Source organism: Litorihabitans aurantiacus, from assembly GCF_030161595.1.
GTDB lineage: Bacteria > Actinomycetota > Actinomycetes > Actinomycetales > Beutenbergiaceae > Litorihabitans > Litorihabitans aurantiacus.
The window spans coordinates 21,010-32,814 of record NZ_BSUM01000004.1; the positions used below are offsets into that span (position 1 = coordinate 21,010).

Genomic DNA, 11,805 nt, shown 5'->3' on the forward strand with positions numbered 1-11,805 from the left:
GGGTTCGGGTAGCGAAGGAGGGGTTAGGTCGCTCAGGCTTGGCTCTGGCCCACCGCCAACGCCGAAAGCGGGCGTGATTGAGACCGCGAGTAACGCAGCGGTCGCACTGGCGGCACCGAGTGCCAAGAGGTTACGCCTTGTCATTGCTCGCCGTCTTTCCTCTAGAGGTTCGCGATAGATCTTATTGCAATTGAGGCGACCGTAAGAAGCAATAGCGCAGAGAGGATGGCAAGTATTGTTACAAGGATGCGCGCGGAAATGTCGCTAAAAGAGAATCGCTTACCTCGAGGTTCGAGCACAGGTGAAGCATGGCGCAACTTGTGTGACCGCGCAACAGGGCGTGACATCAACGCGTCACGCCAGAGTCTCTAACGATCCCGCGTCGAGAGACTCAGGCGGCGGGTGGGTCCTCGCGCACGTCGCGGAACAGGCCCGGGGGCGGGGAGACGTGCGGTAGTGGTTGACCGGGCTTGAGTCGGTCCTCTTCGTCGGTGTAGTTGGCGAAGGGGCCAGAGGAGGACAGCAGGACGTTCATGTGGTGGTCGGCGTGGTCGCGCCACCACACGCTCGCCCCGGTCGTGGGGTCGGTGCGCAGGTGCTCCCAGGCCCGCCACATCGCCTCGATGCGCATCAGGCCTTCGGGGACCTCCCACCAGCGGGCGCACCACACGCGCCCGTCCTGCGATCGCATGTAGGCGTCGCGCAGGAACTTCTCGAAGAACTCCACCGCGTTGCCGTAGTACGGCTGATCGCCGTCGCCGTCGGCCGCGGCCTCGCTCACGCCGCCAAGCTCGCTCGCGGCGATCGCGGCTTCCACGGCGTGCTGTGCGCGCGTGCACTCGCTCGCGGCCGTGTCGGCAGCCACGGTGGCCGCGTGAATCTCGCGGTCGCGCTGCGACACCAGGCGTAGTGCGCGCTCGACGTCCTCGGCGGCCGCCAGACGCTCCCACGGCCGCTTGCTGTCGTCGTCCTCGAGGTCGGCAACCCGAGCTCGAGCGATCGCCACCGCGCCCTCGGCGTCGGCGGCCGCCTCACGGGCACGCGCCATGGCCGTCTCCGCCTCCACCCGCGCGACGTCGGCGCGGTCGCGGGCGGCCAGCGCCTCCATCACGCCGGGCTCGCTCAACAGCGCGTCGGCACCCCCGTGCGACGGCGCAGGGTCGCCGGCAGGGCTGGGGGTGCCGTACCCGGGCACGGGTGCGGGGTCGGGGGTGTCCCAGTCGGTGCTCATGCGGCCTGCACCCCCGGGACGGGGCCGAGCTCGTCGGTCGTCTCGGCCAGGTCCCGCTCAGCGCGGGCCACGGTCTGGCCGGCCTGCGGGTCGTGCGCCTTGATCGAGGCGCGGATCGCCTCAGCGTGCGGCCCGACCAGCCAGGGCACCGTGCGCACGAGGGTGGGCCGGTTCCCTGCCGAGAGCAGGACCGCGCGGCCGCGCGGTAGGGCGCTGAGGTCATCGACGTCGAGCACCCGTTCCCGGCTGAGGCTGTCGGAGCGGGTGCGCTGGCCACGGGTGGTGGAGGCGCTGGAACTGAGCCGGTCGTAGTTTCCGATCAGCGTGGACAGGTCCGAGAGGAACTTCACCTCGGTGTTGTTGCCCAGGTAGAGGCGCACGTTTGCTGCGCTCCACAGCTTCTCCATCCCGCGATCGCCCCACACGTCCACGCCCTGCGCCCAGGACTGCAACACCGTGGCGAGCACGATGCCCTTGGACCCGAAGTGGGAGTAGAGCGAGGGCAGCTGCTTCCAGCGGCAGACGTTCGCGGCCTCATCCAGGATGCCCAGGAGCGGGGTCGGGAGCCGGCCGCCGGGAGAGCGGCGCGCCTTCTCCTCCGCCGCCTCCACCACGGCGACGGTGAGTGCGGTCACCAGGGGGCCGGCGGAGCCCTCACCCTCCATCGACAGCGAGTACAGCGTGCCGCCGTCGTCCAGGAGCTTGGCGGGGTCTAGCTGCGGGCGAGGGTCGCCGGAGCCGTTCGCCGTGATCCACGGGTCGATGCTGCGGTTGGTCAGGCACTTGGCCATGCGGCGGGCGGTGGAGAAGATCGAGCCCCGCTCGCGGTCGGGCGTGTTCACGATCCCGTACAGCGCATCGGCGGTGCGGGGGAAGCCGTGCTCGCGCAACGTCTGGACCTGGCGCTCGTCGCGAGGGTTGGTCAGCCACGTGTAGACCTGCGTGATGGGGGTCTGCGTCATCGCCGCCGCCAGGAACAGCGCCCCGAGCAGCGTCCTACCCGAGCCGTCGAAGTGCGCATCGCCCTTGCCCGCGCCCTCCTCGCGCGAGCCCTCCGCGAAGTGGCCCGCGAGCCGGTCGGCCTTCATCTCGTCGGTGACGTAGGACAGCGGGTCCCACCACCACGTCGCCGGCTCCTCCGCGACGCCCTGGGGGTCGAAGACCCACACCGGGCCGCGCTCCTTGCGCACGTCGCGCGTGGCGTCCACGACGTCGCGCTTGTTCGAGGTGGTGATGACCGCTCCGGGAGCCTCCACGATCGCCCCGATGACGAACGAGGTGGACTTGCCCATGCGGGGGCCGGCGATCATCGCGATCTGGTCCTCTGCCGAGGCGTAGAGCGCCTGACCGCCGCTCACGCTGCGCCCCAGCGCCACACCCAGCCATTCCCCGGCGCCGAGCCGCTGCGACGTCGCGCGCGAGGCCTTGGCGGTCAGCGAGGAGATGTCGCGGCCGCGACCCATGTACCGGGCCTTGTCATCGACACGCGAGCGGTGCCGAGCGATCCGCCGGAACGCCAGCGCCAGCAGCACCACGACGGCGAGCACGAGCACGCCGAGGACCACCACGACGGCGGTCCCGGCCGCCGGCCAGGCCACCGCTCCCGTAAACACCTCTAACACCACTTGCATGGGGTTGCCCGAGAGCTCGACCGGGGTGCCGGCAAAGCGGTTGCCGAGACGCACGCCGGCGTTCACGCCGACCACGACCAGCACGACCAGGCCCACGAGCACCATCAGGGCGTACAGCTGCCCCCGACTCTGCCCCGGGTCCTCCCTGCGGTTGTTTGGACCGTTCACGATGCCTCCCTGGCCTGCGCGCGAGCCGCGCGTCGTTGGGCTTCGACCTCTTGCCACTTGCGATTGGTGTTGGTGAGGTTGAGCTCGCGCTGCGTCAGTCGCACCCGGATCGGGATACCCGGACGGCCGCCGACCTTGATCAGGAACTTCCCGCGCCCGGGCGGGTCCTGCTTCACACCCTCCTTGGCCGACTGGCTGGGCGGGGTCGCCCACGAGGCGAGCTTGGCTTGCTCCTCCTGCGTCAGGGGCAGGACCGGGGTCAGGTCCGGCATCTCCGCCCCGGGCAGGCCCCCGAGGATGACCATCCCCGAGCGCTCGATGAACCCCATCGCTTTGAGCCGTTCCGACTCCGGAAGCGCTTTGAGGTCCTTCATCGTGTGCGTGATCATCGCCTGACCCACCATCTCGGCACGGTTGAGCCGGGTCAGGTAGTCGATGCGATCGACCATCATCCCGCCGCCCGCTCGCAGGATGCGGTGCAGCTCGTCCATCACCAGGAAGTACAGCCGGCGCGGCTCCAACCCGGCATCGGCCAGGATGCCGGCGATGTTCACCGTCGCGAACCCGTTCGACCAGCACGCCAGCAGCGCGGCCGCCAGCAGGTCGGACTCTCCCTGCGGGATAGCCGAAATGTCGTAGACGACCGGCTTGTCCCGCTGTAGCGGCTTGCTGGACTCGCGCGAGAACAGCCCACCGAACCCGGTGGTGGACAGGAGCGTCAACGACAGCTCCAAGCCCTCCGTCTTGGTCTGGTAGACCTCCCAGCTACCCCGGTCGATGACCGCCGCACGCAGCTCGTCCGGTCCTCGCGCACGACGTCCAGGACGTCGCTCATGATCGGCACCCGGTCGAGCCGGGCGTCCACGATGTGCAGTGCCCGGTCGAGCACCGCTTCCTCGGCCTCCGTGGTCGGTCCCTTGCGCTGGATCGCGATCAGCCCGAGAACGGTCGTGAGCCGGCGCCCGTGGGCGTCGGCCTCGACCTCCTGCGCCTCTCGCTCGAACCCGGCCGCGCGCAGCCGCTGCGCGGCCACGGTCGATTCGCCCGGGTCCAGCGGGTTGATGTAGTCGCGATTGCGCCCGAGACGGTGCACCTCACCGCCGAGAGCTTCGATCGTGGGCACGTAGTCCGGGCGGGTGTCGCCCAGCACGAACGGCAGCACGCCGTAGCCCGCCAGGCCGACGCACATCCGTGCCACGAGGCTCGTCTTGCCCAGGGCCGGCAGGCCCATGACGAACACCGAGGGGTTGCCGATCGCGTCGCCCTGGAACCAGCTCATCGGGTCCGCGCACACCGTGGCGGAGGTGTGCTCGTGCACCCCGAGCGGAACCCCGAGCATCGAGGTCCCGTCACCGACGGCGAACGGGTGCAGACCGCAGACCTGGACCGTGGTGCCCCGGAAGCTCGCCGGGACCTGAATCGTGGTGTCGGCGCCGGCGCCCGCACCGAGCCACCCGCGAGCGCTGGGCACTCGGGGCGCGCGCACTTTCGGCGTGCTGTGCTTGCTGCGCCGGCCCATCACACGCCCTCCCGGACCACGGTCGGAACGTTGGAGTGCTTCTCCGGCACCAGCCCCAGCGGGAGCGCGAACGCGAACGCCGCGTGCTGGGAGCCGTACACCGGGCGCAGCTGCAACCGCGCCGCGCCCCCGAGGTGCTCGACCGCGGCTTTGGCCGCCGGCAGCTTCTCCGGCTCGGTCACCGTGGCCGTGACCAGCATCCCGAACCCGACCAGGCCCGCTCCGCTGGCCTCCTCGGCCGCCGTCGCCCGCGCCGACTGGACCGCGTGCGCCTGACGGTGGGTCGTGCGCCGCGCCGCCGTGGCGGCAAACACCGAGTTGGACTCGTCCCGCTCGACCATCCGCGCCGCCCGCGCCGCGTCGATCGGCTGATAGAGCATCGTGACCCGCTTGCGTGCAATGTCGCGGTGAGGGGAGAGCAGGCTACGCAGGATCGAGGACTGCACGACCCCGCGCGGGGCGCCGGTCATCGACCACGTGACCGACACCGCCGAGTCGTGGCGGTAGTGACCCCAGGCGCTCTCGTGCGCCGACGGGCCGACCTCCGACCAGGAGATGTCCGGCACCTCACCCTCGGCGCGCGCCTCATCGAAGTAGCGCGCCACCACCGGGTTGTAGGCCACCTGCACGACCTCGCACAGCTCGGCCGCCGTCGCCGGGAGGCACGCACCGGCCCCGGTCAGGCCCAGTGAGCTCGTCAGCCCCGGGAGCCGGGTCGCGAGCTCGCGACCCATCTCCTCCGGGTTGAGAGTGCGCCCGAGCACCATGGCGTCGGACTGGAACGTCAGAGAGACGTAGGCGCGCACCGTGGAGGAGCCGGACGGGTAGTCCTGCACGACCTCCTCGAGCACGGCGCGCGAGTAGGTCGGCGCGTTGCTGTCCATCCGGCCCTGAACCGCCTGGGCGAGCCGCTGGCCCGTCTCCGGGGCGCTCTCGACCGTCACAGCGGCCCCCACCAGGCCCGGCTCGTCCGCCAGGCCCGCGAGCCAGTCGCCCCACGCCGCGACGCGGAAGTCCACCGTGTCCTGATCCACCAGCGCCCCGCCGTCGGGATCGCTGGCCAGCACCACCGTGAACGTCTTCACCTTCGGAGCGTGGATCAGCGCGAACGGGCGACCGTAGGAGTCCTCGTGCTCGCTCAACTGCGTGGTCGCGGCGACCCCCGGCAGCTGGTGGGTGCCCCACGGGGTCCGCCCCAGCGGCCCCGAGCGGTACAGGTTCGCCCGCGAGGCCCGCGTATAGGCGAACGAGAACCGCTGCGCGAGGCGGTTGCCGATGCTCAGCCCGTGCCGGTCGCGCAGCGAGAGCACCACCGTCACGACCGCGATTGCCAGGCCGAACGCCAGACCCACCAGGAGGTTCGTGATCGTCATCAGAACCACCATGAAAACCAGCGCGATCAGCAGACCGAACGTCGCCACCATCCCCAGGCCCAACAGGCCCGGCGACGTCGGCCGCTTCCAGTTGCCGTACGTCCGCACGCGCCTACCCGTCTCAACGGCTGCCACTGGGACCACCACCCTCTCCGCTCACGTCCTTGCCCACCTGCTTGGCCGCCGCACCGGCGGCCTTCGCCCCGTCTGCGGCGACGCTCGCCGCTGCCACCACCGGGTGCGCCTTGCTCGCCGCGCCCGCAGCAGCGCCCGAGGCGCCACCGCCCGCCGCGCCCGCACCAGGCCCGGACCCACCAGCAGCGCCGGCACCGCCCCCGCCCTGACTGGCGCCGCTGGCGCCGTCACGGCCGCCAGGCGATCCGCTCTGCCCGGCGGAACCGCCACCGCTGCCGCCCTTCGAGCCGCCCGAGCCCGACGCACCCTGCTCGCCGTTCTGCGAGCCTCCCGCCCCGCCCGGGGACGAGGTGCCGCCAGGCGCCGGTGCGCCGGCGCCCTGCGAGGTCGAACCAGCCGGACCGGGCGCACCCTGCGAGCCACCCTGGCCCGCACTGCCGTTGCTGCCCTGCGGGCTCGCCTGCGTGGACACCGCCGCGCCACCGCCGCTCCCGCTGCCGCCTCCACCGCCACCCAGGCGCGCGATCGCGGCCGCTCCGGTCGGGAGCGCGGCCAGCGCGCCCGCCGCGAGAGCCCCGCCGCCGGCGCCGCCAGCAGCAGCACCCACGACCGGGGTCACGAAACGCATCATCGCCGGCAGCGCGACAACGGCCAGCCCGAGCATCAGCAGCCCCGTCAACGTGCTCTGCAACGGGTCCGACGTCGCCCAGTCCGAACCGACGAGCTGGAACCCGGTGGCGTAGATGATCGCCGCCACCGGCTTGTAGGCGATGAACGCGCCCGTCCAGCCGATCGCCTTCCAGAACCACGCCCGCCCCGTCTCGGTGCTGGTGAAGGACGCCACCGTGGGCAGCAGTCCCGTCATCAGCACGAGCATCCCGGCCCGAGCGAACATGAGCACCACCTGGACCAGCGCCGCCAGAAGCGCGATGAGGCCGAGGACGATGATCATCAGCGGAACCAACGTCGGCCCTGCTCCGCTCCCATCACCGCCCGCGCCGGCGCCCTGCTCGGCCATGTGCAGCACCCGCACCAGGTTCTCCCCGAAGCACGCCGCGTCCTCCCCGGCCGGGCAGTCGAGGGCCTGTTCCAGAATCCAGACCGAGAATCGGTCCGACACCGTGATGAGAAGCGCTGTGATCGTCACCCCGAGCGCCGACACCACCAAGAACGTCACCAGGGACCGCAGGACGTCCTTACCCGCGTCGGCCCGTTGGGTGATGACCATGCGGATACCGCCGATGATGACGCTCAGCACCACCAGGGCGCCGGTGAAGTACCAGAGCGAGGACTGCAAGAACGCCGCCGTGCCGGCGACGTTCTGCGGCCGCGTCGGCATCACTGCGCCGACGATCGCAGCACCGCCACCCAGGACCACGACACCGGCCGCGAACCAGAACGAACGGTTCAGGATGCCGGCGCCCTGCCCGCGCGAGACGCCCCGCGCGACCATCACGCCCAGCAGGATCAGGGCGAGCGTGGCGACGGCGAACCCGATCCACGTGATGTAGGAGAGAACCTGCGTCAGCTCCGCCGCCCCCGGCGCCTGCCCGAGGTCCACCGAAGCGTCCCCCGAGCCCGAGAGCTGCGGCGTATCCACGTTGACCCAGATCGTGGCGACCTGCCCGAGAGCCTGCGCGAGGGCTTGTTCCGTCGCCCGCTGCATGTTCTCGATCGCGTCGCCAACGACCACATCAGCAATGGATGGGCCGCAGACGGCGGCTCCACCCCAGCAGACTCCACCCATCTACGCGCCCCAGGGGGTGTAGCCGTTGAGGTTGGGGATTTGGGCGGCGTCGAACGCGGTGGCTGTCTCGCCGGAAAGGCGCCAGTCGCCCTCGTGCCAGACCAGCTCGTAGACCATCGACATGTACGTCTCTTGGCCGCTCACCGTGTACGCGACCCCGAGGTCAACGCGAGCGGTCTGCCCCGAGTAGTCCAGGAGCCGGAAGCCGCGAATCGCGAACCGCGTACCGCTGGGGTCGGGCGTCTCAGGGGCGGCCTGTTCGTTCGCTGCGAGTAGGTCATCCTTGAACGGGCCCGGCGAGACGGCGTAGTCGAACCACTCCGTCGCCGCGTTCAGGTCTGACGGCCCAACCGCGAGGTTCGCGACCATGAACAGCGCACCCGTGGGGGTGTGCTGGTAGCACGTGCGCATTTCGCCCTCATTCAACCCGGGGCCGTACTCAGCAGAAGTTGGATACGCGGCGGTGCCTACGTAGGCCCACTCGGCGTCGGGGGCGTCGGGCAGGTCGCCGTCGAGCTCGACTCCGCTCAGGCCGCAGATGCTTTCCGCGTCGGGGTCGGCGGGTGGCGCCGGTACGCCGGGCGTCGGAGTCCCGGGCTGCCCGGTTGGGGCGGGGGTGTCGTCGTCGCGGGTCAAGAACGTGACGGTGAGGACGATCCCCATCACGAGGAGAACGCCGCAGATCACGGCCGAGATGATCCATCCCGGCCGGGTCCACGGACTCTGCTGGTCGTTCTCAGCCATGATCGTGGTCCTTCCGCTCAGCCGGCGAACATGCCGATGAGGCCGGCGGCGGCGCCGACGATGATCGCGCCCACGAGGGGGTAGGCGACCTTCGGCAGGAGGTCAGCCGCCGTGGTGCGGCCCATTGCCGCGAGGGCGACCAGCACGCCGCCGACGATGAGGGCGAGGATGCAGACGACGAACCCTCCCCACATCACGACGTTCAGGAGCGTGTCGATCCCGCTGAGACCTTCGGGGCGCTGAGGTGTCGGGTCGGGGAGAGCGAGGAAAGCGGTCATCGGGGAGTCCTTTCGGCGGTGGCACCGGGGGTGCCGGGGTTGAAGATGAGGTCAAGATCGTTGAGGAGGCGCGCGGTTTCGCGCGGTGGGTTGGCGTGATCGACCGGGGCTCCCAGTCGCCACGCTTCGATCCACGGAACGTGCCATAGACGTGGGACACCGCCACCCACGAGGGCGGCCAGGTCGCGCAGCGGCTTGGGGGCTCGTCCGGGGGCGTCGGCCACGACCACGAGGCCGATCAGCTCGACGGTGGGGCTCTTGCCGGCGGCCCACTGCATCGCTGCCGCCCGCGCCGAGTTCAGTCCGTGGGCGCTTCCCCGGCAGGCCAGAAGCACGCGCGCGGCGCGGTTGCTGTACTGCTGCTCGGGCCACGCGTGCCCGCCGGGCGCCCATCCCTCGCGCAGCTGCGCCAGCAGCGACTCTCCCGACCCGCCGTGGGTCCCCACGACCCACAAGGCCGGGGCGGAGAAGTGCTTCACCGTCGGCAGCGCGTCCGCCGCGACCACCCCGGCCTGCGGCCCGCTGACCCGCGCCGCCGGCGGCAGCTGCTCCGCCGGCGCCTCGCTCGGCTCCTCGATCGCGGGAGCGGGCAGCCACGGGTTGACCACGGCCTGCGTCTCCTCGGGACGACGGCGAGGGGTGAGGGGGCCGTATCGGGGAATCCGGGGTCTACTCACGCTGCCTCGCTGTCGTTGTGCTCGTACGCTCCCAGGCTACGAACCCTCACGATGGAGTTTGTTCCATGCTTGTTCTCTCGCAGATTGCCCCGGTCCCACCGCTGTGGCGTGCGCGCGCCCGTGGTGGGGAAGTTGGACGGAGCGGTTCGCTGCGCGTGGCGCTGATGAAGTCCCATGGCGTTCCCCTCCTGCTAGTAGGGGACGGGAACCGATGCAGTTCCACGTCGCCCCGTGGCTCAGGTACTCTCACCGTACTACAACCCTTAGGGTTGTTCGATAGCGGCGGGGCAACCTGCTGACCTACTAGACGGACGAGGGGGAAGATGTGATGCGTGCCTACGCTCTTTCTTCCACCGGACATGCCGGAGGGCGCGGTGAGGGCTGTGGAAGTGCTGGGCAACCGGACCAAGGTCGAGCTGCTGCACCTCCTGGGCCAGGCAGACGAGGGTCTGTCCATGGCCGAGCTCGCTACTGCGCTGAATACCAACAAGGTGTCGGTCCGGCGCAACCTGATCGCGCTCGAAGAGCAAGGGTTGGTGACGGCCGACGTGCCGCCGGAACAGCGCATGTACCAGCGCACGCTCGTGCACTGGACGATCAACGCCGATCGGGTCCGAGCGCTGGGCGAGCTGCTGACGGCGTACGCGCTCGGCGGCACGGGGACCGCGAGCGGTACAGAATCGAAGGCGGAGCCCGAAACCGAGGCCTGACAACACCCACCCGTGGGTGTGTTTCTGCTGTTCTTGCAGGGGGTTGCGCGCTGGTCGCGTCTCTCCTGCCTACCCAGGAGAGTGCGCAATGACCACCGATGTGGCCGAGTGGCCCCGAGTGCGGATCACCGTTGCTGACACCACCGGTGAAGTGACGATCGGGGGCAGCAAGCCCCAGCGCGTGCGGGGCGAGGGCGTGAGCGAAGTGCGCAACGCTGCGCTTGCCGTCGTGACCAAGGCGGCCGCCGAGCTCGGCCGCGGCCTGCGCGTCGAGGCGACCGAGCCCGACTGGACCTTCTACCTGATCGTGCGCCCGAACGGCGAGGTCCACGAGGACGCCGCCAAGCCGGCCAAGAGCCACGCTCCCGCGCCCGGGACGCAGGAAGCGGTCACGGCCCCCGTGGTCGTGGTGGAGACGCCCGCCCCGACGGGGCCGGCCGCCCCCGCGCCGGCGCCCCGGCGCCAGCGCATCCCGCTCCCCGCTCTCCTGGCCGGGACCGGCGTACTCGCGCTGGGAGCCGGGTGGCTCCTGAGCAGCCTCCTGACCCCCTCGCCCTCGATCATCGAGGCCACGTCCCAGCAGGAAGCCGAGGCCACCCAGGCGTGGCAGGGACGGCAGAGCGCCCTACGCGATGCCCAGCAGGAGGCCGCCACGCTCCTGGGCGCCACCGAGGGGCAGGTGACCGACGAGGCCACCCGCACCGAGCTCGCGAACCAGGTCACCGCCGCTTCCGCGTTCAGCACAGCGCTCAGCGACGTCGAGCCACCGGTGGTGGCCACGCGCGAGGGCGGCGACGTCGTGCTCGCCCCTGACCCCGACTTCGACCCCGGCGTCGTCGCGCTGACCGATGCCGTCACGGCCGCGACCGAGGCCGTCCAGGCCAGCCACACCCAGTGGGCCTACGACCGCCTCAGTACCGCCGTACAGGACGCTGACGCTGCCCTGGAAGCCTCCAACGGCCAGGTGACCGACACCAGCACCCGAGACACCCTCTCGGCCGCTCTCACGACCGGTCAGACGCTCGTGGACGCCGGCGCCGAGGAGGCCGAGGCGAGCGAACTCACCGCTGCTGCCGAGTCCATCACCACCGCCCAGGACGACGTGGAGAGCAGTCGCGCGCAGTGGCTCCACGACGCCCTGACCAACCGCGTCTCCGAGACGCAGAACGTCCTCAACACCTCCAACGGCCAGGTGAACGACAACGCCGTCCGCGATGCACTGTTCCTCGAGCTCGCGGAGGCCCGACGCATCCTGGACGCCGGCCCCGGCGCCACCAGCCCCGCCGACGTCCTCGCCGCCCGCGACCGCCTCAACACCGCCAGCGCCGCCGTGTCTGAAGCCGTGACCCAGTGGCAGGCCGGACAACCCCAGGGATGACGCCATGACCCCCACACCTTCCCCCGCACCCGGGCAGCCGCCCTGGCGCTGCTGACCGCCCTCACCCTCACCGGCTGCGGGAGCGAGGACGGCGACGACCTCACGCCCCCGACGGCGCCCGAGACAGCCACCCCGAGCACCACGGCGCCGACGTCCGAGGCACCGACCGCCGAGGAGCCGCTGCCCACGCCCACCGAGGGCGCCGGCGACGTCG

General features: G+C 71.0%; 11 protein-coding genes. 2 read left to right on the forward strand and 9 right to left on the reverse strand.

Annotated features, from left to right (window positions below; translation table 11 throughout):
* Nucleotides 1–391 precede the first annotated feature (391 nt).
* Genes QQK22_RS18085 through QQK22_RS18125 form a run of 9 tightly spaced genes read right to left on the reverse strand, consistent with a single transcriptional unit; the run spans nucleotide 392 to nucleotide 9,434 of the window.
* Nucleotides 392–1,231, reverse strand: coding sequence for a DUF4913 domain-containing protein (locus QQK22_RS18085; protein ID WP_284252912.1), 840 nt, complete (start codon nucleotides 1,229–1,231; stop codon nucleotides 392–394).
* The gene (locus QQK22_RS18090; RefSeq protein ID WP_284252914.1) at nucleotides 1,228–3,030 is read right to left on the reverse strand and encodes a type IV secretory system conjugative DNA transfer family protein; all 1,803 of its coding nucleotides are present in this window, start codon (nucleotides 3,028–3,030) and stop codon (nucleotides 1,228–1,230) included. The genes QQK22_RS18085 and QQK22_RS18090 overlap by 4 nt, the downstream gene beginning before the upstream one ends.
* Nucleotides 3,027–3,752, reverse strand: a complete 726-nt coding sequence (locus tag QQK22_RS18095) for a hypothetical protein (RefSeq protein WP_284252999.1) — start codon at nucleotides 3,750–3,752, stop codon at nucleotides 3,027–3,029. The genes QQK22_RS18090 and QQK22_RS18095 overlap by 4 nt, the downstream gene beginning before the upstream one ends.
* A complete protein-coding gene (locus QQK22_RS18100) occupies nucleotides 3,749–4,516 on the reverse strand; it encodes a hypothetical protein (protein WP_284253001.1) in 768 nt (255 codons plus the stop codon). Before QQK22_RS18100 ends, QQK22_RS18095 begins: the two co-directional genes overlap by 4 nt.
* 32 nt (nucleotides 4,517–4,548) lie before the next feature.
* Nucleotides 4,549–6,030 (reverse strand): SCO6880 family protein, encoded by a 1,482-nt coding sequence (locus tag QQK22_RS18105; RefSeq protein ID WP_348525657.1) that lies wholly within the window; start codon nucleotides 6,028–6,030, stop codon nucleotides 4,549–4,551.
* Nucleotides 6,031–6,043: 13 nt separating this feature from the next.
* Complete coding sequence (locus tag QQK22_RS18110) at nucleotides 6,044–7,750, reverse strand: hypothetical protein (protein ID WP_284252920.1); 1,707 nt, start codon at nucleotides 7,748–7,750, stop codon at nucleotides 6,044–6,046.
* A gap of 54 nt (nucleotides 7,751–7,804) precedes the next feature.
* Nucleotides 7,805–8,548 (reverse strand): DUF8175 domain-containg protein, encoded by a 744-nt coding sequence (locus QQK22_RS18115; protein WP_284252922.1) that lies wholly within the window; start codon nucleotides 8,546–8,548, stop codon nucleotides 7,805–7,807.
* A gap of 17 nt (nucleotides 8,549–8,565) precedes the next feature.
* Nucleotides 8,566–8,826, reverse strand: coding sequence for a hypothetical protein (locus QQK22_RS18120; RefSeq protein ID WP_284252924.1), 261 nt, complete (start codon nucleotides 8,824–8,826; stop codon nucleotides 8,566–8,568).
* The gene (locus QQK22_RS18125; RefSeq protein WP_284253003.1) at nucleotides 8,823–9,434 is read right to left on the reverse strand and encodes a DUF6668 family protein; all 612 of its coding nucleotides are present in this window, start codon (nucleotides 9,432–9,434) and stop codon (nucleotides 8,823–8,825) included. The genes QQK22_RS18120 and QQK22_RS18125 overlap by 4 nt, the downstream gene beginning before the upstream one ends.
* Before the next feature lie 401 nt (nucleotides 9,435–9,835).
* On the opposite strand from QQK22_RS18125, the gene QQK22_RS18130 reads away from it, so the two are divergent.
* Nucleotides 9,836–10,213: a winged helix-turn-helix domain-containing protein gene (locus QQK22_RS18130; protein ID WP_284252927.1), complete on the forward strand. Its 378-nt coding sequence runs from the start codon at nucleotides 9,836–9,838 to the stop codon at nucleotides 10,211–10,213.
* A gap of 88 nt (nucleotides 10,214–10,301) precedes the next feature.
* Complete coding sequence (locus tag QQK22_RS18135) at nucleotides 10,302–11,591, forward strand: hypothetical protein (RefSeq protein WP_284252930.1); 1,290 nt, start codon at nucleotides 10,302–10,304, stop codon at nucleotides 11,589–11,591.
* Nucleotides 11,592–11,805 lie beyond the last annotated feature (214 nt).

What these genes read in the sequence shown, in the direction of transcription:
- QQK22_RS18085 (WP_284252912.1), bottom strand. Translation starts at nt 1,231, where the DNA reads ATGAGCACCGACTGGGACACCCCCGACCCCGCACCCGTGCCCGGGTAC.
- QQK22_RS18115 (WP_284252922.1), bottom strand. Translation starts at nt 8,548, where the DNA reads ATGGCTGAGAACGACCAGCAGAGTCCGTGGACCCGGCCGGGATGGATC.
- QQK22_RS18120 (WP_284252924.1), bottom strand. Translation starts at nt 8,826, where the DNA reads ATGACCGCTTTCCTCGCTCTCCCCGACCCGACACCTCAGCGCCCCGAA.
- QQK22_RS18135 (WP_284252930.1), top strand. Translation starts at nt 10,302, where the DNA reads ATGACCACCGATGTGGCCGAGTGGCCCCGAGTGCGGATCACCGTTGCT.